We start from the raw sequence: 19,213 nt of genomic DNA, 5'->3' as shown, positions 1-19,213 counted from the left end.
CCTCCATCCTCGGGCCTCCAAAGGCAAACGGAGGCAGGAATGAGTGGGAAAAGCGCACTGGTGCTGGGCGCAACCGGCGGCATTGGCGGGGAAGTGGCGCGCACGCTCGCGGCACGGGGCTGGCGCGTGCGGGCGCTGCACCGGCGGACGCAAACACCGGCAGACGCAGGGCTGGACTGGATACCGGGCGATGCCATGAGCGCGGATGACGTCCTGCGGGCAGCGGAGGGTGCCTCGCTCATCGTCCATGCCGTCAACCCGCCCGGCTACCGCCGCTGGGGCGAGCTGGTGCTGCCCATGCTGGAGAACTCGATTGCGGCGGCACGCCAAATCCGCGCCCGCATCCTTCTGCCCGGCACGGTTTACAATTACGGGCCGGATGCGCTGCCACTGCCCGACGAGGCATCGCCGCAGAACCCGCTCACGGCCAAAGGCAAAATCCGGGCGCGCATGGAAGCGCGGTTGCGTCAGGCGGCGGTTGCCGGAGAGGCGCAGGCGCTGATCGTGCGGGCGGGGGATTACTTCGGGCCGCGGGCGGGCAACAACTGGTTCAGTCAGGTGCTGGTGAAGTCGGGGCGGCGGCCCGCCTCCATCACCAATCCCGGCCGGCCCGGCATCGGGCACCAGTGGGCCTACCTGCCGGATGTGGCCGAGACGATGGCGCGGCTGGCCGAGGCGGAGGACCTTCAGGAATTCGAGACCTTCCACATGGAAGGCCAGTGGGACCACGACGGCACGCAGATCATCGAAGCCATCCGCGCGGCGGTCGGAGACCCGGCCTTGTCGGTACGCGCTTTGCCGTGGTGGGCGGTGCGGCTTGCCGCGCCCTTTGTGCCGTTCTGCCGGGAGGTGGCGGAGGTCGAGTATCTCTGGCGTCAGCCGGTGCGGTTGGGGAACGCCCGGCTCGTTGCCCGGCTGGGCGGGGAGCCCCGCACGCCGCTGAATCAGGCGGTGGAAGAGACGCTTATCGGCCTTGGCTGCCTTGACGGCTTTTGACGGAGCCGGGTAGGTGTGCTGATCGTTTTGAACGAAACGATTTTCCACCTCGCCCATTCAGGGCCGGTTCTCGTTGGGGGTTTCTGCCATGCCGAGCCAGGTTTCGACTCACGTTTCCCGACTGTACATTCCGAAGATGGCGCGGGCCGCCGTCGTTGCGCTGATGCTGGCGGCATGCGGCAGCGCGGTGCCGGATGGCCCGTCGATGGCGGCGGCGAACATCAAGGTTGAAACCGTGGCGGAAGGGCTGGAGCAGCCGTGGGGCCTCGCCTTCCTGCCGGACGGCCGGATGCTCGTCACGGAAAAGGCGGGCCGTCTGCGCATCGTGACGAAGGACGGTAAGCTGTCGGAGCCCGTCGCGGGCGTGCCTGCGGTTGACGACAAGCGGCAGGGCGGCCTGCTCGGCATCGCCATCGACCCGAAGTTTGCAGAGAACGGCCGGATTTATTTCTCCTACTCCGAGCCGCGGGGTGAGGAAGGCAACGGCACCACCGTTGCCCGTGCAAAGCTGGTGGAGGGGGGCGGCGCCCCCCGGCTGGACGGCATGAAGGTGATCTTCCGCCAGCAGCCGTCTTTCAAGACCAACCACCACTTCGGCAGCCGCCTGGTGTTCGCGCCGGATGGCTCGCTGTTCGTGACGCTGGGCGATCGCTACCGGGGCAAGGAAATGGCCCAGACGCTCGACAATCACCTGGGCAAGCTGGTGCGCATCAATCCGGACGGCTCGGTGCCGCAGGACAACCCCTTTGTGGGCAAGGAAGGCGCGAAGCCGGAAATCTGGTCCTACGGCCACCGCAACATCCAAGGCGCGGCCATCAACCCGGCAACGGGCAAGATCTGGACGGTCGAGCACGGCGCCAAGGGCGGGGACGAGATCAACATCCCCACGCCCGGCAAGAACTACGGCTGGCCGGTCATCACCCACGGCGTCGATTATTCCGGCGAGAAGATCGGCGAGGGCACCCACAAGGAAGGCATGGAGCAGCCGGTTCACTTCTGGAATCCCTCCATCGCCACGTCCGGCATGGCCTTCTACACCGGTGATCTCTTCCCGCAGTGGAAGGGTGACGTGTTCGTCGGCGGCCTTGCCAGCCAGAGCCTGGCGCATGTGGATCTGGAGGACGATAAGGTGAAGGGCTGGGAGCCGCTCCTGACCGACCTTGGCGAGCGCATCCGCGATGTGGTTCAAGGTCCGGATGGGGCCCTCTATCTGCTGACGGACAACGTTGAGGGACGCATCGTGCGTGTTGTCCCGGCCACAGCGCAAAAGTGACACATCCGATCCGGATACTTGCTCGAAATTCGCGCGTTTACGCCTTGTGGGTTTCGTGATAGCGATGCCCTGCTCAAGTGTGCTGGGGACGGCGCGCTTGTTTGCGTTAACTGATAGGAGACTGAGCCATCCGCCCGCCTATGTCACGGCGCCCCCTGGCGCCCCCACCGCCACTGACTGGCCCCGCCTATAATGAGTTCATCAAGGCGCCGCGCGTGCGCGTCATTGATCAGAACGGTGAGAACCTCGGCGTTCTCTATACGCGGGAAGCTCGAGAAATTGCCGCTGAAGTCGGACTCGATCTGGTTGAGATTTCTCCCAATTCCGATCCGCCAGTGTGCAAGTTTCTCGACCTCGGAAAGTTCAAGTACGAGTCGCAGAAGAAGGCGGCGGCAGCCCGCAAGAATCAGAAGACCCAGGACATCAAGGAAATCAAGATGCGCCCGGGTATCGACGACCATGACTACAACACCAAGATGAAAGCCATTCAACGCTTCATCGAGGATGGTGACAAGGTCAAGGTCACGCTGCGCTTCCGCGGTCGCGAAATGGCGCACAACCAGCTTGGCATGCGCGTGATGGAGCGCGTTGCTGCGGACACGCAGGAATACGCCAAGGTTGAGCAGTCCGCGCGCATGGAAGGCCGTCAGATGCTGATGGTCATCGCGCCGAAGTAAGCCTTGCAGGTTCGGGCGGCGATCGCTACCGGGCCAGCAGAGCATCAAAAAAAAGCCGGGCAGAAATGCCCGGCTTTTTTGCGTTGAAGGCCTGGCGACCAGCGTACGGTTACACGAATACCAGTTCGTAGTCCTGCGCGTCAGCGAGGAAGGCGACCATGCCCGCCGCTTCCACGCCTTCAGGAAGTTGGTTGGCCGTCAGGCCGCAAATGTGCAGGCCGGTGGTGCAGGCCATGGTGGCGATGCCCAACTCCAGCGCCGTCTTGATCATGTCGCAAAGCGGCGGGACGCCGGCGAGGGTGAACGTCTCGTCGCCCTTCCATTTTCGGTGCCGGTCGAACGCGCACACGGATTCGCTGTGGAAGAACATGCGGACCGGGCGGCCCAGCGCTGCCGAAGCACAGGCCAGACTGAGCCCTCCGTGGATCCGCCCATGGGTCGAGTCGCTGAAAATAATCGCCAAACCTTGGCGTGTCTTGCCCATCCTTACCTCCCGCGGCACGCCGGGCAACCAGGGTCCTTCGGCAAGCTCAACGTGCGCATGCGATTCGTCAGGCCATCATAGATCAGCAGGCGGCCCGCCAGTGTCTGGCCGAACCCGACGATCTCACGCAGCACTTCAAGGGCCTGCAATGACCCTATAACGCCCGTCAACGCGCCAAGGACACCGACGTCCGCGCAGGTGCGCTGCTGACCGCCGGGTGTTTCAGGTACAAAGCAGCGATAGCAGGGAAGGGTTTCCTCATAGCCCTTAAAAACTGAAACCTGCCCCTCGAACGGCCCGACTGCCGCCGAGACCAGCGGCTTTTTCAGCTGAAGGCAGGTATCGGCCACAGCGAAGCGGGTCTCGAATGAATCCGAGCCGTCCGCCACGATGTCATAGCCGCTGATGATCTCTGCCGCGTTCTCCGGCATCAGGCGCATCGTGTGGGCAACCACCGTCACATCCGGATTGAGGCGGGCGATGCTGTCAGCCGCGCTCTCTGTCTTCAGGCGGCCGATGTCCTGTGTGCCGTGCAGCACCTGCCGCTGGAGGTTCGAGAGATCCACCCGGTCATCGTCCACAATGCCGAGAGTGCCGACGCCCGCCGCCGCCAGATATTGCAGGCATGGACTGCCGAGCCCGCCCGCGCCGATGACCAGCACCTTGGCTTGCAGAATCTTGACCTGCCCCGCGCCGCCCACGTCCCGAAGCACGATATGGCGCGCATAGCGCTCAAGCTGCTCGTCGGTCAGGTCCATGCCGTCGCTCTCCGGGTTTGCAGGTTTGTTTTCAAGGTTTTTCGCGGGGGTATCGGCCCCCTGCACCCCAGTCGTTTGTCGGGCCGTGCGCGGGACAAACTGCGCGGCCCTTCGAATCGAAAGGGAGGTGCAGGAGGGTTAAGATCCTCCTGCAAAAACAAATCAAACGCCCGTGGAGCCGAACCCGCCAGCGCCGCGGCTGGTCTCGGACAAGGCCTGCACTTCCTTGAACACGCCGCGCGTCACGGGGGCGATGACCATCTGGGCGATGCGCATCCCGCGGGTGATGGTGACCGGCTCTTGCCCAAGGTTTATGAGAATGGCCTTCACTTCGCCGCGATAGTCGGAGTCGACGGTGCCCGGTGCGTTGGCAACGGTGAGGCCCTGCTTCAGGGCCAGGCCCGAGCGCGGGCGGATCTGGGCTTCGAAGCCCTCCGGCAGAGCGATGCCAAGGCCCGTCGGCACGGCGAAGCGCTTGCCCGGCTCGATCACCAGGTCTTCCTCAACGGCGGCCAGCAGGTCCATGCCCGCGGCGCCCGGGGTCTCGTAGCCCGGCAGCGGCAGGTCGGCGCCGTGCGGAAAGCGGATGACTTCGATTTCAACGTGGTTCGGCGAGAGCATGGGCAATCCGTTCTGCAAGAAGAGTGGCAACGTCGGCCTTGGCCGCTTCCGGCCACGACTCGACATTAGTGGGAGTGATGATGTGAACCGCGTTGCGCTCGCCGCCCATAATGCCGGTAGCGGGCGAGACGTCGTTGGCAACGATCCAGTCGCACCCCTTGCGGGCAATCTTGGCCTGCGCGTGCTGGATGACGTTCTCCGTCTCCGCCGCGAAGCCGACGACGAGGCGCGGGCGCATGGCGTTGCTTTGGGAGAGGGTGGCCAGAATGTCCGGGTTCTCGATGAAGGTCAGCTGCGGTGTGCCGTCAGCGCCTTTCTTGATCTTCTGCGCGCTGGCCTCGACACGCCAGTCCGCAACGGCTGCCACGCACACGGCAAGATCGACCGGAAGCGCCTTCTGGCAGGCTTCTGCCATGTCCCGCGCGGTTTCCACGTTGATGCGGGCAACGCCTGCCGGGGCGGGAAGCGCCGTCGGTCCGGAGACAAGAGTCACGCTGGCTCCCAGCTTGGCCAGCGCTTCGGCAACGGCATAGCCCTGCTTGCCCGAGGAGCGGTTGGCGATGTAGCGCACCGGATCGATCGGCTCGTGCGTCGGCCCGGCGGTCACCAGCGCCTTCACGCCCGCCAGCGGCTTGGGCGCATCAGAAAGCTGCCCGGCCACCCAGTTCACGATGTCCGGCACGTCCGGCAGGCGGCCGGGGCCGAACTCGCCGCAGGCCATTGGGCCTTCGGTCGGCTCCATGACCGCAACGCCATCGGCGCGCAGCTGGGCGACGTTGCGTTTGGTCGCGGCGTGCTCCCACATGCGCACGTTCATGGCGGGCACGGCCAGAACCGGCTTGTCGGTGGCCAGCAGCAGCGTCGAGGCCAGATCGCCCGCCAGTCCTGCCGTCATCTTGGCCAGCAGGTCGGCCGTGGCAGGGCACACCAGCAGCGCATCCGCCTCGCGGCTGAGGCGGATGTGGCCCATCTCGGTCTCGTCCTTCAGGCTGAACAGGTCGGTGTAGACCGGCTGCTCGGACAGGGCGGCGACGGACAGCGGCGTGACGAACTGCGCCCCGCCCTCGGTCAGTACGCAGCGCACGCTCGCGCCCCGCTCGCGCAGGCGGCGGATCAGGTCGAGCGACTTGTAGGCCGCGATGCCGCCGCCGATGATGAGAAGGATGCGCTTGCCGTTCATAGCGTCTCGCCCCTGCTGTCCTGCGTTCAGAATATCCAGCCGACGGCCAGCCCGGCAAGGAAGGCGGTCGTCAGGCCGACGACCCACCAGTTGGGGCCGCGCACGGTCACTTCGTCCGGCAGCGGCGGCAACGCCGGGGCTGCGCCCTTGGGCGGCACCAGTTCCATCAGGCGGCGGGCAACGCCGGGAAGGGCGCGCACGTCGCGTACGAACTGGATGATTTCGTCCGCCGCGCGGGACTCGAGGCTCAACTCATCGCGAATCCAGCTCTCGAGGAAGGGCTGGGCGATCTCCCACATGTTGGCGTGCGGATCGAGCGAGGAGGCCACGCCCTCCACCATCACCATGGTCTTCTGCAGCAGCAGCAGGTGCGGCTGGGTCTGCATCTCGAAGATGCGGGTGATGGTGAACAGCTGCTCCAGCAACTGGCCGACCGAGATCTCATTCACCGACTTGCCGAGGATCGGGTCGCCCACGGCGCGCAGCGCGGTCGCGAACTCCTCGACCGAGTGATAGGGCGGCACGTAGCCGGCCTCGAAGTGAATCTCGGCGACGCGGGTGTAGTTGCGGGTGATGAGACCGTAGAGAATCTCGGCCAGATAGCGCCGGGCCAGCCGGTCGAGACGGCCCATGATGCCGAAGTCCACCGCAACCAGGCGGCCCTGCCGGTCCAGCAGCAGGTTGCCCTGGTGGAAGTCGGCATGGAAGTAGCCGTCGACGATCGCCTGCTGCAGGAAGACGCGCACGACAGTGGCGGCAACGTCCTTCAGGTCATGGCCGCTGGCTTCCAGCGCGGCGCGGTCGGTCAGCGGAATGCCGTCGATCCACTCCATGGTCAGCACGCGCTTGCTCGTGCGGTCCCAGTCGATGCTGGGCACATGGAAATTCTGGAACGAGGACAGGCGCGAGGCCAGCTCGGCGGCGTTGGCGGCTTCCAGCCGGAAGTTCAGCTCCCGGTCCACCCACTGGCGGAACTGGTCGATGACGATGCGCGGGCGCAGGCGCGCGGCCTCGCCGCCAAACCGCTCCAGCCGGGCCGCTGCCCAGTAGTAGGTGGTGATGGCGGTGGCGAAGATTTCCTCGATGTGCGGGCGCAGCACCTTCACGGCGACCGTACGGCCGTCCAGCGTGACGGCCTTGTGCACCTGCGCGATGGAGGCCGCGCCGATGGGCTTCTCATCGAAGGAGGCGTAGAACTGCTCCAGCGGACCGCCGAGTTCGCGCTCCACCGTGGCCTTCACCTGAGCGAACGGGAAGGCGGGCAGCTTGTCCTGCAGGCGCTTGAGGTCCAGTGCCGCTTCCGCGCCGATCAGGTCCGGCCGGGTGGCCAGCGCCTGCCCCAGCTTGATCGCCGCCGGTCCGATTTCCTCGAACGCATGGGCGTATTGCGGAGTGGCCGGAACGGTCAGGCCGAAGCGCGCGACGCGGGCAACCAGCCGGGCGCTCGGCGGAAGATCCTGAATGTCCTCGAACGGGCGCAGCACACCGTGGCGGGCAAGAACGCGCCCCCACCTGAGCATGCGCCAGGCATGAACAAGCTGACTGGGCACGCCTTACACCTTCCAGCCGGAATGGATGGCAACCACGCCGCCGAGGATGAGCTGGGAGCGCACGTTGGAGAAGCCTGCCTCGCGAATCATATTCTCGAACGTCTTGGCGTCCGGGAAGCGGCGGATGCTCTCGGCCAGATACTGGTAGGCCTCGCGGTCCTTCGCCACCAGTTCGCCCATCTTGGGCAGCAGGTTGAAGGAGTACCAGTCATAGGCGCCGGCCATGAGCGGCAGCTCCACCTTGCTGAACTCCATGCAGAAGAAGCGCCCGCCGATCTTCAGCACGCGGTGCGCCTCGCGCAGGGCGGCCGGAATGTCGGTCACGTTCCGGATGCCGAAGGAGATGGTGTAGGCGCTGAACGAAGCATCCTCGAAGGTCAGCTTCTCGGCGTTCTGCTCGCTCCACTTCAGGTCGAGCCCGCGCTTGGCGGCCCGTTCCTTGCCCACTTCCAGCATGGCCGGGTTGATGTCGCTGACGGTCACGTCCGCGCCCCGCTTGGCCATGCGGAAGGCGATGTCGCCGGTGCCGCCCGCCATGTCGAGAATCGGCTCGCCCTCGCGCGGGCGCAGCTTGTCGACGAAGTAATCCTTCCACATGCGGTGCAGACCCGCCGACATCACGTCGTTCATGATGTCGTAGTTCCGGGCAACGCGGCGGAAGACGTCGGTGACGCGCTCGGTTTTCTCGGCGGGATCGACCCACTCGAATCCGTAGGATACTTTTTCGCTCATGGCACCGTCTCTAAAGGAGGCTTGCGGCAACTGCAATTGCGCGCCACTTGGTTTGCGCGGGCGCAGCTGCGCGCCACCGGGATTGCACGAGAGCAAGGCGGGGGCAAGACAAGCGAGGACTCATGCCGGAATTACCTGAAGTCGAGACGGTGTGCCGGGGCATGGCACGGGTGCTGGAAGGCCGGAGCATCAGCCGCGTGGAGGTGCGCCGCCCGGACCTGCGCCGCCCGATCCCCACGGATCTGGCCGAGCGGATGCAGGGCGCCGTCGTCACCCGCATTACCCGCCGCGCCAAGTATGCGCTGCTTCATACCGACCGGGGCGACGTGGTGATCCTGCACCTGGGCATGTCCGGGCGGGTGCGGGTGGACCCGGACGCGCCCGAGAAGCACGACCATGTGCTGTGGGCGACCGAGGACGGTCACGTGCTGGTGCTGAACGATGCCCGCCGCTTCGGCAGCCTCGACATCGAGCGGGAGGAGCGGCTGCACCTGCATCCGCTGTTCGCGCATCTGGGCCCCGAGCCGCTGGGCAACGAGTTCCATGCGGAGGATCTGGCAGCGAAGCTGGCGGGCAAGATCACGCCCATCAAGCTGGCGCTGCTCGATCAGCGCGTCGTGGCGGGCCTGGGCAACATCTACGTGTGCGAGGCGCTGTTCGGCGCGGGCATCGGCCCGCTCACGCCGGCGGGCACCCTGACGAAGGAGCAGCTGGAAAGGCTGGTGACCGAGATCAGGGCCGTGCTCCTGCGCGCCATCGAGGCAGGCGGCTCTTCTTTACGCGACTATGTGCAGGTGGACGGCGAGCTTGGCTATTTCCAGCACAGCTGGCAGGTTTACGGCCGCGAGGCGGAGGACTGCCGGGTGTGCGCGCGGCCCATTACTCGCATTGTGCAGAGTGGACGCTCGACCTTCTATTGTGCCAACTGCCAGCCGTGAAAGGCGAATTTGCATGAAGACGGTGCTTGCTGTTGTGGCGTTGATGGCGGGAGCGCCGCTGCTGGAAGGCTTTGACGTGCCCGTCATGCCGGGGCTGGCAGAGGTGCCCGAGGCGCGCGTCACCTTCGACAAGGAGGAAGGCAGCATCATCGAGACCGTGCTGGAGGGCTCCGTGGAAACCGGCCGGGTCCAGACATGGTATGCCGGCTCCCTGTCCGGCCTCGGGTGGATGCTGGAGTCGGCCACCGCCGCCCGGCAGGTCTATCGTCGCGGTGCGGACAGGCTGGTCATCGATTACAGTCGCGAGACTGGAAAGGGCGCTGACGGGGCGACCCGCGTGCGCCTGTTGCGGGAGCCCGCAGAGAGCCGGTCTCCCGAGAGCCAGCCCTGAAAATCTGTATATAGAGACGCATGGCCGAAGGGCCTTGCCTGCCGCTCCGGACTACGGGGCGCGGGCCAGGGCTTTCGGCAAAACCAGAACATAATCGGAGGAGGAGTTACCCTTGAGCTACGAAACCCTGATCGTTGAGACGCATGGTGCGGTCGGCCTGATCCGGCTCAATCGTCCGGAGGCGCTCAATGCCCTGTCTTTCAAGCTCACCAGCGAGCTGACGCTGGCGCTGCGGGAGTTCGAATCGAACGACGCCATCGGCTGCATCGTGCTGACCGGCTCTGAAAAGGCGTTCGCAGCCGGGGCGGACATCAAGGAAATGGCGACCAAGACCTTCGCTGACGCCTACGAGGAAGACTTCATCACCTCCACGTGGGAAGAAATCACCCGTTGCCGCAAGCCGGTCCTGGCGGCCGTGAACGGCTTTGCGCTCGGCGGCGGATGCGAGTTCGCCATGATGTGCGATACCGCCTACGCAGGCGAGAACGCCAGGTTCTCCCAGCCGGAGATCAAGCTGGGCGTCAGCCCCGGTGCGGGCGGCACCCAGCGCCTGACCCGATTCGTCGGCAAGGCCCGCGCCATGGACCTGTGCCTGACCGGTCGCATGATCAATGCGCAAGAAGCGCTGGAAATGGGACTTGTTGCGCGCATCTTCCCAACCGAATCGCTGGTAGATGAGGTTCTGAAAATCGCAGCAGAGATTGCCGAATTGCCGCGTGCAACTGTTATGGCGGTCAAGGAGATGGTCAATCGCTCCTATGAAACCACGCTTTCGGAAGGCATGCGATTCGAGCGCCGCTTGTTCCAGAGCCTGTTCGGGACCGAAGGGCAGAAGGAAGGAATGGCCGCTTTCCTTGAAAAACGTAAGCCCAACTTCAAGAATCGATGAAATTTGGTGCGGACTCGTGCCCGTCCTGTTGACCGGCGGGCACGACTCTGCCATAAGCCGCCCGCTCACGTCGGGCATTGTCCGGCGGTAATATTTCTTTTTGGCTGAGGACGAGAAATGGCCAATACACCGCAGGCGCGTAAGCGCATCCGCCGCAACGCTCGTCGCGCGGAGATCAACAAGTCGCGCGTCAGCCGCATCCGTACGTTCGTGAAGAAGGTCGAGCTGGCTATCGCTTCTGGCGATAAGACCGTTGCAGAGCAGGCTCTGCTGGCAGCTCAGCCGGAAATGCAGCGTGGCGTCTCCAAGGGCGTCCTGCATAAGAACACGGTTGCGCGCAAGATTTCGCGTCTGACCCACCGCGTTCGCGCCCTGGCCTAAGGCCGGTTTGGAGCCGCAAGGCTCCGGCGCAACCAACGCGTGTGCGTTCGTCATGGCCCCGGCCGGCAACGGCTCGGGGCTTTGTGCGTTTTAAAACGGGCGGGAAACGGGCCAGGACAGGGCGAATCGACCTGTGTCGCATGCGTAATAAATTCAGGGATTTAGATAAGCCCTTTGTTTTAATGGCTTACGCTGTCAATCAATTTATTTGCGCAGGCGCGTCCGCCACGCCCTTGTGAAGGCTGGGGTCGCTGGCTAAAGTCCGGCCTATCGAGATTCGGGGCAATACGTAATCTTTGAACATCAAAGAAGTACGGACTCTGGGATTCCTAAAACATTCCGGAATCGTATTCAGGATTACTTTGGCTAAGTGTCCTTAATTGCTCTGAGTTCTTGTTCTGGATGCAGTTAGTGTGTCGAGTATTCCACGAATGATGCGCGTTCTTTTTCGCTCCGGAACATTTTGGGGCGACGAGTCTTCCTTCCTATGGGGCTGGAACGCAGCAGTATTCACTGGGGCAGCGGCTGGCTCGTCATGGACCCGTAAGCGGGTGCAGAGCATTACGAGGGGCAAATGAACGGGGATCTAGGAGGTCAGGCGGCCTACACCGGCGATCCGTGGCAGACGATCAGAGACGTTCTGCGCGCGGAGTTCGGTGAGCGCACCTTCGAGAGCTGGCTGAAACCCATCACCTACGTTGGGGTGGAAGGCAGCGACGTGCTGCTCAGCCTGCCGACCCATTTCATGTGTGACTGGGTGAAGAGCCACTTCGCCGAGCGTCTGCGCGCCCTGTGGGCCTTCTACGTGCCGGGCATCCGCTCTGTGCGTCTGGTGGTGGCCCCGGCCATGCGCGCCGAAACGCCGGCAACCGCCTTCCCCGCCAACGATTCGCACGCCAATGACGTGGTGGTGCCGGGTGACGCTTCCATCGACGAGCCGGAACTCGGCGCGCGCCTGGAAGAGCGTTTCACATTCGAGCGCTTCGTCATCGGCAAATCCAACGAGTTCGCCTATAATGCCGCGCGCCGCATGGCAGAGGGTGGGCCCATCAACTTCAATCCGCTGTTTCTTCATGGCGGAGTCGGTCTCGGCAAGACGCACCTCATGCACGCCATCGGCTGGGCCGTGCGCCAGCAGAAGGCAGACGCCAAGGTCGTCTATCTGTCGGCCGAGAAGTTCATGGTCGCGTTCTTGGCGGCCCTGCGCCACAAGGACACCATCTCCTTCAAGCAACGCTTCCGCAGCGTCGACGTGCTGATGATCGATGACGTGCAGTTCATCGCCGGCAAGGAATCGACGCAGGAAGAGTTCTTCCACACCATGAACGCCCTGATCGAGGACGGTAAGCGGCTGGTGATCTCGGCCGACCGCAGCCCGTATGATCTGGAAGGCATCGAGGAGCGCGTGCGCTCGCGCCTGCAGTGGGGCCTGGTCGCGGACATCAACCCGACCGACTACGAGCTGCGCCTGAACATTCTGCACTCCAAGGCCGAAGCCATGCCGGGCGTGATGGTCAGCTCGGACGTGCTGGACTTCCTCGCCCGCAAGATCGTCTCCAACGTGCGCGAGCTGGAAGGGGCGCTGAATCGCGTTGCCGCCCACGCTTCACTCATCGGCCACCCGATCACGCTGGACTTCGCCCGGCAGGTGCTGGCGGACGTGCTGCGCGCCAACGACCGCAAGATCACCATCGACGACATCCAGCGGAAGGTCGCCGACTATTACAAGGTGAAGCTGTCGGACCTGCTCTCTGCGCGCCGCGCCCGCGACATTGCCCGCCCGCGCCAGGTGGCGATGTTCCTGGCCAAGAAGCTGACGCCGCGTTCCCTGCCGGAGATCGGCCGCAAGTTCGGTGGACGCGATCACACCACCGTCATGCACGCGGTCAAGCGCATCGAGGAACTGCGCACCACCGACAGCGAGCTGGAAGCGGACATCGATCGCCTGTCCCGCCTGATCGACGGTTGAGGGTTATTTCTTGGAGACCTTTTATGCAGGGGCCTCGGTCCCCTGTGCCCCGTTCGCCTTCAAAGGGCTGTGTCCGTAATACCGGGCGCGGCCCTTTCCTTTACCGGGGCAGAGGTGAGGCCATCGCATGGTGGTTCTCTTCTGCAGGCTGAGTCCGAACAGCGGGGAAGGGGCGTTTGCTGCTCGACGTCAGAGCGAAGCGGGGCTAGAGGCGAGGGCTGGAAGCCCGAGAGAGTCGCCGTGAATGCTATGATCGACCGCCTGCCCGTCCACATGCGCGGGCCTGCATGGATGGTGCTGGGCTGCATCGTGTTCGCCATCCTATGGGGATTGATCCGGCAGGCCAGCGAGACGGTGCATCCCTTCGTGGTAGTGTTCTACCGCAACCTGTTCGGCACGCTGATGCTGGCTCCGCTCATCATCAAGCACGGGCGCACGCTGTTCCAGACCAATCGGATCGGTGCCCATGTACGGCGGGCGACCTCGGGCGTGGTCGCCACTTTCTGTACCTTCTACGCCATCGCCAACGCGCCGCTGGCAACGGTGATGTCGATCAACTACTCCGCGCCGCTGTTCACCACCATTGCCGCCATCTTCTTCCTGGGCGAGACGGTGCGGTGGCGGCGGATGGTGGCGCTTGCCATCGGCTTCGTCGGCATGCTGATCGTGCTGCGGCCTGGCCAGATCCCGTTGACCATCGGCATCATGGCAGCGGTCGTTTCTGCGATCGCCACGGCTTTCTCCACCATCGCAATGAAGCAGCTCTCCCGCACGGAAAGCTCGCTGTCTGTTGTCACCTACAGCTTCGTACTGATGCTGCCGCCGTCACTCATTGTGTGCCTGCCCTACTGGCAGTGGCCCAACTGGCAGGAGTTGCTGGTGCTGCTGGGCATCGGCCTGACCGCCAGCGTCGCCCAGTCCTGCACCGTCAAGGCATTGGGCGCGGCAGATGCCACCGCCGTTCTGCCCTATGACTTTGTACGCTTCGGGCTCGTCATTGCCATAGGCGTGCTGGCGTTCGGCGATCCGGTGGACGGCTTCACCTACCTCGGCGGCCTCATTATCTTCTTCGCCACCCTCTACATGGCGCACCGGGAAACCGTGGCGGCAAGACGGGCAAAGGCCGATTCTCCCCCTGAAACGCAGACGGGTTAGGTCCGCCCGAACGGCCAGAAGCGCTTCTTCTTCGGTTGTTCCGGTGCCACGTCCTGCGGGGCCGGGGGCAAGTCTTCCGGCGCGGGCGGCAGACCGAGGGCCTTGCGCGCTTCGGCCCGATGCTGCGGCTTGATGTGTGCGCCAACGAGGCCGATCACGGCAGCAAGCACCGTGGCATCATCCGTGAAGCCGAGATGCAGCAGAAAGTCGGGAATCAGATCGATGGGCGTCACGAAATACGCCAGCGCACCCAGGAGCATGGCGCGGACCTTGGGCGGCGTTTCCGGATCACGTGTGCAGAACCAGGCGGCCACGAGCGTGTCGGCGAAGGGCAGGCGGCCCGCAAGATGGCGCACCTTCTGCCAGAAGCCGGTATCGACTACTTCCGCATTGCGCGCTTCGTCTTCAACGTTGATGATCGACAGATCCGTTAGGGGCGGGCCGGCAGCCCGGTCTTTCGGCATTCGCGTTCCCTCCTGGCGCTTACCTGCCTTGTCGGGCGGGCACAGACATCTTGCACCTGTTATTATTTAGGATCGCTTTTCCGGATTGCACCCCCATGAGCATGACAACGCCCCTGTCCCGCCTCGCCTCTTCCCTGCGCTTTCTCGCCCGGCGGCTACGGCCGAAGCCCTCGCGCGAGACGGTGCTGTTCACCGAGGAGCATCTTGTGCTGGTATGGCCTCAGCGCGGCGAGGAAGCGGTGGCGTGGGACGCGATCACCCACATTTCGTTGCGCGCCACCGGTGGCATGGCGGGCACGGAGAGCCTGTTCATCTATGTGGTGGCGGGCCGGGACCGGCTGGTTATTCCCCGTTCGGCGGAGAATGCGGAGGAGTTGCTTCGCTTTATCCGCAACCTGCCTGCGTGCGATGTGGAACGGTTCGACCAGCTTCTGGTCTATTCCCCGGCCGGTGGGCTGGAAGCCGGACTGGTGACGGTGTGGCAGCGCCCACGGGAGACGGCGGAGGCCTGATAGGGTTGGTCTCTCCCGTCGCGCGCGCTGCCTGTTTACCGCACGATGGCGAATCCGATGCGCAGGCGGGTATCCTGCCGGTTGTAGTCCAGCAGGGTCTCGCCGTAGCCGGTAAAGAACTGGCCGAACAGGTAAAGGTTGAGGCTGGTGTCGATGATGCGGTCGAACGGGTAGGATAGTTCAGCGTTCACCGACGCCCGGCCGGACTTGAAGCTGTACCGGGTCTCGGTGGAGAGGCGCAGGCCATCCGCATCGTCGATCTCAAGGAACAGGCCAGTGTTGCCGCGGTACCGCTTGATGTCCGGGTTGTCCTTCAGACTGCCGACGTAAAACTCCACCGTCGGGCCGACGGAGAGCCGGTACCCGCCGCCCAGCGCAGTGGAGGCCACCGGATGGAAATAAATCGTGTTAATGCTGCGCGATTCTTCTCCATCTTTGCCGTTCGAGGCGTGCCGCAAGCCGAACTGCCCGCCGAGCGAGATGCCATCCGTCACGTGCTGCGCCGGGACGAGGTAAAAGATCTCCGGCATGAAATCGATATTACGGAACGGCGAGGATTTGGCGCTCCAGTCCCAGAACATGCGCTGGGTGTAGCCAAAGTGAATGCCGTTGAGCAGCGAATGGCCGGGGCCGACCGCGCCGGGGTCGCCAAACAACTGATACTTGAGACTGAACTGAAGGCGGATCTCAGTGTTTGTGCCCGGCCCATACGCGGCATAGATCGGTGCGTAGCTGGACAGGTTGCCGATGTAGAGATTGCCTGTATCCGGCCTCGGGGAAGTGTCGACGGCAGGCGCCAGGACGGCTGTTTGAGCCGGCGGCGTCTCGGTCGCTCCCTCAGCTGCGCCAACAGTGGTGCTGGTGCCCGAACCCGTGCCCTCGGCAGTTTGCGCGGTCTGCGTCGGATGTGTGAGGGCGGGCAGGGAAAACGCCAGTCCCGGCGTGTCCTGTCCGACAAGAGACAGCAGGGCGGCGGCAGAAGGCGGGTGGCCCTCCGGCAGGGCCAGCGCATAGCGCGCCTGCGCGAACCCGCCTGCTGGAACGGAGTGACTGGGCGCAGCATCGGCGGCGCGCACCAGTTCAACCGGCACATTGCGCTGAGCGATGCTCAGCGTACCAGGGATGCGCTCCGGAAAGCTCAGGATCTGCGCGCCGGAGGCGGTGTTCAACTGCGTGACCTCAACCATCAGGGCGCTGCTGGCCTCTGCGGTCTGTACTCCGCTCAACAGCATGCGCGCTTCAGCGACAGAGGGTGCTGTTACCAAAGCCGCGGCGACGAGGCTGAAAGAACCCAGAGCCTTCATATGTGGTGTCCTCGTGCCTGTTAGGAAATTAACGGCTGGTCCCGGCAAGGGTGGTTAAAGCCGCAGCTTCGCTTTGCGTCAATCGCTCTCATGGTTGGTATAATAAAAAATGACATCAGGCCTTAGGGTGGGTCCGGAAATAATACATATGTCTAGGTAGACAGGAAGACATTGCGCCTGCTAGGCAAGGGCCGGGATAGTTTCTACAGGCAACTGATTGAATTTGATCAGTTTACAGAATTCGCCATGCCCGATTCATCGGTCATTCTATCGATAGTGCCCTCATACAATCGGAACAAAAATGTTATCCACCCGTTATGGCCTCTTGCGAGAGCGCTGAGCCTGCTCGTGGAAATTTTCACGATTAACTGCCGAAAAGAGCGTAAAAGTCCCAATGAAAAAGTTTTTGCACGGACTGGGTGTAGTTTGTTTTACAGCCGTGTCGATAGGCGGGGCTGCGCCGGCCATGGCGCAAGCACCTTCTGTAAAGGAGCAGCTTCAGTCTGTTGAGCCAGCAGCCCATCCACAGGCTGACAGCGTCCTGTCGCTGATCACAGGCTCAGCTCAGTATAGCATTTTCGCCAACATGCTCCAGCGCTCGGGGTTGACGAGCATGCTGTCGGGAAAGGGGCCGTTTACTGTTCTGGTGCCTTCGAATGCCGCGTTCTCCAGTCTGCCCGCCGGAGCACTCGAAGCCCTGCTACAGCCCCAGAACAAGAGCAAGCTGGCTGAAATCGTAACCAACCATATCCTGCCCGGCGCCATCTATTCGAAGGATTGGACTGGCAATGCTTACCTGGGCACGACCCTTGGCGGTCAGGCGCTGACATATACGGCGAGCCAGTATGAACAGATCAACAGCGCCCCGGTGGTGCTCAAGGATATCCAGACAGCAAATGGCGTGGTGCATGTCATCAACGCACCGCTAAGTCTGCCTTCTTCACGTTGAAGACGCAGCTTTGTCAAAGAGCCGGGGTGCGGGTCGCTGCCCCCGGCTTGACTGGCATGGCTTAACTGGGTTGACCTTGACTGTCCTGACCCTGGCTGCTCGCCACGATGCGATCGATGGCACGGGCGAGGTCTATATCCCGCCCGGAAAGACCCTTCACATCGTGGGAAATCAGGAAGACATCCACCCGATTATAGACATTGAACCATTCGGGATGATGGTCCCGCTTCTCCGCCGCCAATGCCACGCGGGTCATGAAGCCGAACGCGGCGTTGAAGGATTTGAAGCGGAAGCTGCGGGCGATTCCTCCGCGCGCCGCATCATGCGTCCAGTCGGGCAAGGTGGCCAGCGCCGCGTCCCGCTCGGCATCGGTCAGCCTCTCTTGTAGGGTCTTCTCGTCCATGCTCTGTCTCCCTCTCGAGCCGGGCCGGATGCGCGCAGGCATTGCCGAAACGTTGCCGGCACCATATCTCCATGCAGATGCAACGCCCAATTCTCCCCCCGGCTCTGGCCGATATCGAAGCGATTGCCCGCGAGGCACTCGAACGTCTTCCTGACCCGTTCCGCGGCTGGCTGACGGATGTGGTTCTGCGCGTGGAGGATTTCCCCGACGAGGATGTGATGGAATCCATGGGGCTGGAGACGCCGTTCGATATTCTTGGCCTCTATCAGGGCTTTCCCGTCGGCGAGAAGTCGGTGAGCCACTCCGGCGCGCTACCGGACATCATTTTTCTCTACCGCCGCCCCATGCTCGACTACTGGGCCGAAACCGGCGAGGCATTGGAAGACATTGTCGTTCACGTGCTGGTGCACGAAGCCGGCCACCACTTTGGCCTGTCCGACGAGGACATGGAGCGAATCGAGGCTTCGGTAGAGTAAGGAAAGGGCGGGGCCTACCCGCCCAGCACCTCGTCCACGAACTCCGGCACCAGTTGCGACGCCGGTCCATGGCGGGTCTCGTGGAACATGCGGCTGCCTTCGGAGGGGTCGAGATTCAGCTCCAGCGTGTGGGCGCGTCCCATGTGGCGCACCATCGCCACGAAGCCCGCGGCCGGATATACATTGCCCGAGGTGCCGATGGAGACGAACAGATCGCAGCCTGACAGCGCCTCGTCGATGCGGTCCATTTCATAAGGCATCTCGCCGAACCACACGATGTCCGGCCGCAGCCGTCCTTCGCGGGAGCAGTGCGGGCAGCGGCTTTCCTCGGTCATGTCTTCCAGCCACGCGGTGCGGTTGTCGCAACCCAGGCACCAGGCTTTCCGCAGCTCGCCATGCATGTGCAGCACGTTCTTTGATCCGGCGCGCTCGTGCAGGTCATCCACGTTCTGCGTAATGATCAGAAACCTGCCGTCGAATGCCTGCTCCAGCCGGGCCAGCGCCGCATGGGCCGGGTTTGGCGCCACCGTACCCAAGGCCGCGCGGCGCATGTTGTAGAAGTGGTGCACCAGCTCAGGGTCGCGGACGTAGGCTTCCGGGGTTGCCACGTCCTCGACCCGATGGCCCTCCCACAGGCCATCCGCGCCGCGAAAGGTCGGAATGCCGGACTCTGCCGAGATGCCGGCGCCGGTCAGGATGACGATCGATCTGTACTTTGCCATGCGCTCCTTTTAACCCTGCGGCCAAGAGGCTTCAAACAGGAGATCGGGGCATGGCGGTAAGGATTGGTCTGATTGGCGCGGCGGGCCGCATGGGCGTGGCGCTGGCCGAGGCGATCGAGGCGCAGGACGGCGTGGTGCTGGCCGGTGCCATCGAGCGCGCAGGCCATGAGCGGGTCGGCCAGCCGATCCTGCCGGGCTCCGGTGTTCTGATTCGCGATGACGCTGCCGCCGTTGCCGCCGAATGCGACGTGCTGATCGATTTCTCCGCGCCGGTCGCGCTGGCGTCGTCCATTGCGCTGGGCAGGCCGCTGGTGGTGGGCACCACCGGGCTGGAGGCCAGCCACCACGCGGCCATCGATACGGCGGCGCAGGGCCAGCCGGTGCTCCCG

General features: G+C 63.9%; 22 protein-coding genes and 1 pseudogene. 13 read left to right on the top strand and 10 right to left on the bottom strand.

All coding sequences use genetic code 11. From position 1 onward, the window contains the following. Nucleotides 1-39: 39 nt before the first annotated feature. From VIG90_RS16360 to infC, 3 genes are all read left to right on the top strand, one after another. Complete coding sequence (locus tag VIG90_RS16360) at nt 40-996, top strand: NAD-dependent epimerase/dehydratase family protein (protein WP_331594588.1); 957 nt, start codon at nt 40-42, stop codon at nt 994-996. Nucleotides 997-1,084: 88 nt separating this feature from the next. Further along, complete coding sequence (locus VIG90_RS16355; protein ID WP_331594587.1) at nt 1,085-2,269, top strand: PQQ-dependent sugar dehydrogenase; 1,185 nt, start codon at nt 1,085-1,087, stop codon at nt 2,267-2,269. 140 nt (nt 2,270-2,409) lie between these two features. After that, nucleotides 2,410-2,946: a translation initiation factor IF-3 gene (infC, locus tag VIG90_RS16350; protein ID WP_331594586.1), complete on the top strand. Its 537-nt coding sequence runs from the start codon at nt 2,410-2,412 to the stop codon at nt 2,944-2,946. 109 nt (nt 2,947-3,055) lie between these two features. On the opposite strand, the gene VIG90_RS16345 is transcribed toward infC, so the two are convergent. From VIG90_RS16345 to ubiE, 6 genes are all read right to left on the bottom strand, one after another. After that, nucleotides 3,056-3,430, bottom strand: a complete 375-nt coding sequence (locus VIG90_RS16345; RefSeq protein WP_331594585.1) for a DsrE/DsrF/DrsH-like family protein — start codon at nt 3,428-3,430, stop codon at nt 3,056-3,058. Between the two features lie 2 nt (nt 3,431-3,432). Next, on the bottom strand, nt 3,433-4,188 hold the full coding sequence (locus VIG90_RS16340) for a molybdopterin-synthase adenylyltransferase MoeB (protein WP_331594584.1): 756 nt from the start codon (nt 4,186-4,188) through the stop codon (nt 3,433-3,435). Nucleotides 4,189-4,350: 162 nt separating this feature from the next. Further along, on the bottom strand, nt 4,351-4,809 hold the full coding sequence (gene dut / locus VIG90_RS16335) for a dUTP diphosphatase (protein ID WP_331594583.1): 459 nt from the start codon (nt 4,807-4,809) through the stop codon (nt 4,351-4,353). Continuing rightward, complete coding sequence (coaBC, locus tag VIG90_RS16330) at nt 4,787-5,989, bottom strand: bifunctional phosphopantothenoylcysteine decarboxylase/phosphopantothenate--cysteine ligase CoaBC (protein ID WP_331594582.1); 1,203 nt, start codon at nt 5,987-5,989, stop codon at nt 4,787-4,789. Before coaBC ends, dut begins: the two co-directional genes overlap by 23 nt. A 26-nt stretch (nt 5,990-6,015) precedes the next feature. Beyond that, the gene (gene ubiB, locus VIG90_RS16325) at nt 6,016-7,539 is read right to left on the bottom strand and encodes a 2-polyprenylphenol 6-hydroxylase (protein WP_331594581.1); all 1,524 of its coding nucleotides are present in this window, start codon (nt 7,537-7,539) and stop codon (nt 6,016-6,018) included. A 3-nt stretch (nt 7,540-7,542) separates the two neighbouring features. Next, the gene (gene ubiE, locus VIG90_RS16320) at nt 7,543-8,271 is read right to left on the bottom strand and encodes a bifunctional demethylmenaquinone methyltransferase/2-methoxy-6-polyprenyl-1,4-benzoquinol methylase UbiE (RefSeq protein ID WP_331594580.1); all 729 of its coding nucleotides are present in this window, start codon (nt 8,269-8,271) and stop codon (nt 7,543-7,545) included. A gap of 122 nt (nt 8,272-8,393) precedes the next feature. Here ubiE and mutM point away from each other — a divergent pair, with 122 nt between their 5' ends. The 6 genes from mutM to VIG90_RS16290 all read left to right on the top strand — a co-directional run bounded on the left by mutM (nt 8,394) and on the right by VIG90_RS16290 (nt 13,994). Next, nucleotides 8,394-9,209: a bifunctional DNA-formamidopyrimidine glycosylase/DNA-(apurinic or apyrimidinic site) lyase gene (gene mutM, locus VIG90_RS16315; protein WP_331594579.1), complete on the top strand. Its 816-nt coding sequence runs from the start codon at nt 8,394-8,396 to the stop codon at nt 9,207-9,209. 13 nt (nt 9,210-9,222) lie between these two features. Beyond that, a complete protein-coding gene (locus VIG90_RS16310) occupies nt 9,223-9,600 on the top strand; it encodes a hypothetical protein (RefSeq protein WP_331594578.1) in 378 nt (125 codons plus the stop codon). Between the two features lie 112 nt (nt 9,601-9,712). After that, nucleotides 9,713-10,489 (top strand): enoyl-CoA hydratase, encoded by a 777-nt coding sequence (locus VIG90_RS16305; protein WP_331594577.1) that lies wholly within the window; start codon nt 9,713-9,715, stop codon nt 10,487-10,489. A gap of 117 nt (nt 10,490-10,606) precedes the next feature. Continuing rightward, nucleotides 10,607-10,870 carry a 30S ribosomal protein S20 gene (gene rpsT / locus VIG90_RS16300; RefSeq protein ID WP_331594576.1) on the top strand — a complete coding sequence of 88 codons (264 nt, stop codon included), beginning with the start codon at nt 10,607-10,609 and terminating at the stop codon, nt 10,868-10,870. A gap of 574 nt (nt 10,871-11,444) precedes the next feature. Further along, nucleotides 11,445-12,839: a chromosomal replication initiator protein DnaA gene (gene dnaA, locus VIG90_RS16295; RefSeq protein ID WP_331594575.1), complete on the top strand. Its 1,395-nt coding sequence runs from the start codon at nt 11,445-11,447 to the stop codon at nt 12,837-12,839. Between the two features lie 249 nt (nt 12,840-13,088). Beyond that, nucleotides 13,089-13,994 carry a DMT family transporter gene (locus tag VIG90_RS16290; protein WP_331594599.1) on the top strand — a complete coding sequence of 302 codons (906 nt, stop codon included), beginning with the start codon at nt 13,089-13,091 and terminating at the stop codon, nt 13,992-13,994. On the opposite strand, the gene VIG90_RS16285 is transcribed toward VIG90_RS16290, so the two are convergent. Further along, nucleotides 13,991-14,458 (bottom strand): YkvA family protein, encoded by a 468-nt coding sequence (locus VIG90_RS16285; protein ID WP_331594574.1) that lies wholly within the window; start codon nt 14,456-14,458, stop codon nt 13,991-13,993. The two genes, VIG90_RS16290 and VIG90_RS16285, sit on opposite strands and share 4 nt — an antisense overlap. 95 nt (nt 14,459-14,553) lie before the next feature. On the opposite strand from VIG90_RS16285, the gene VIG90_RS16280 reads away from it, so the two are divergent. Next, nucleotides 14,554-14,970, top strand: a complete 417-nt coding sequence (locus VIG90_RS16280; RefSeq protein WP_331594573.1) for a hypothetical protein — start codon at nt 14,554-14,556, stop codon at nt 14,968-14,970. 35 nt (nt 14,971-15,005) lie between these two features. On the opposite strand, the gene VIG90_RS16275 is transcribed toward VIG90_RS16280, so the two are convergent. Next, on the bottom strand, nt 15,006-16,274 hold the full coding sequence (locus VIG90_RS16275; RefSeq protein WP_331594572.1) for a phospholipase A: 1,269 nt from the start codon (nt 16,272-16,274) through the stop codon (nt 15,006-15,008). A gap of 394 nt (nt 16,275-16,668) precedes the next feature. Here VIG90_RS16275 and VIG90_RS16270 point away from each other — a divergent pair, with 394 nt between their 5' ends. After that, complete coding sequence (locus VIG90_RS16270) at nt 16,669-17,223, top strand: fasciclin domain-containing protein (protein WP_331594571.1); 555 nt, start codon at nt 16,669-16,671, stop codon at nt 17,221-17,223. A gap of 61 nt (nt 17,224-17,284) precedes the next feature. On the opposite strand, the gene VIG90_RS16265 is transcribed toward VIG90_RS16270, so the two are convergent. Further along, nucleotides 17,285-17,626 carry a 4a-hydroxytetrahydrobiopterin dehydratase gene (locus VIG90_RS16265; RefSeq protein ID WP_331594570.1) on the bottom strand — a complete coding sequence of 114 codons (342 nt, stop codon included), beginning with the start codon at nt 17,624-17,626 and terminating at the stop codon, nt 17,285-17,287. A gap of 71 nt (nt 17,627-17,697) precedes the next feature. Between VIG90_RS16265 and VIG90_RS16260 the strand changes: the two genes are divergently transcribed. Continuing rightward, on the top strand, nt 17,698-18,102 hold the full coding sequence (locus VIG90_RS16260; RefSeq protein WP_331594569.1) for a metallopeptidase family protein: 405 nt from the start codon (nt 17,698-17,700) through the stop codon (nt 18,100-18,102). Nucleotides 18,103-18,116: 14 nt separating this feature from the next. Here VIG90_RS16260 and VIG90_RS16255 read toward each other — a convergent pair whose 3' ends face one another. Then, the gene (locus VIG90_RS16255; RefSeq protein ID WP_331594568.1) at nt 18,117-18,824 is read right to left on the bottom strand and encodes an NAD-dependent deacylase; all 708 of its coding nucleotides are present in this window, start codon (nt 18,822-18,824) and stop codon (nt 18,117-18,119) included. 50 nt (nt 18,825-18,874) lie between these two features. On the opposite strand from VIG90_RS16255, the pseudogene VIG90_RS16250 reads away from it, so the two are divergent. Continuing rightward, nucleotides 18,875-19,213: pseudogene (locus tag VIG90_RS16250) on the top strand (4-hydroxy-tetrahydrodipicolinate reductase); the annotation flags it as partial.

The sequence above is a fragment of the Pedomonas sp. genome, from assembly GCF_036515995.1.
GTDB lineage: Bacteria > Pseudomonadota > Alphaproteobacteria > Sphingomonadales > Sphingomonadaceae > Pedomonas.
Note: the sequence above shows the minus strand (reverse complement) of the source record. Positions and strands in the feature narration are given on the sequence as shown.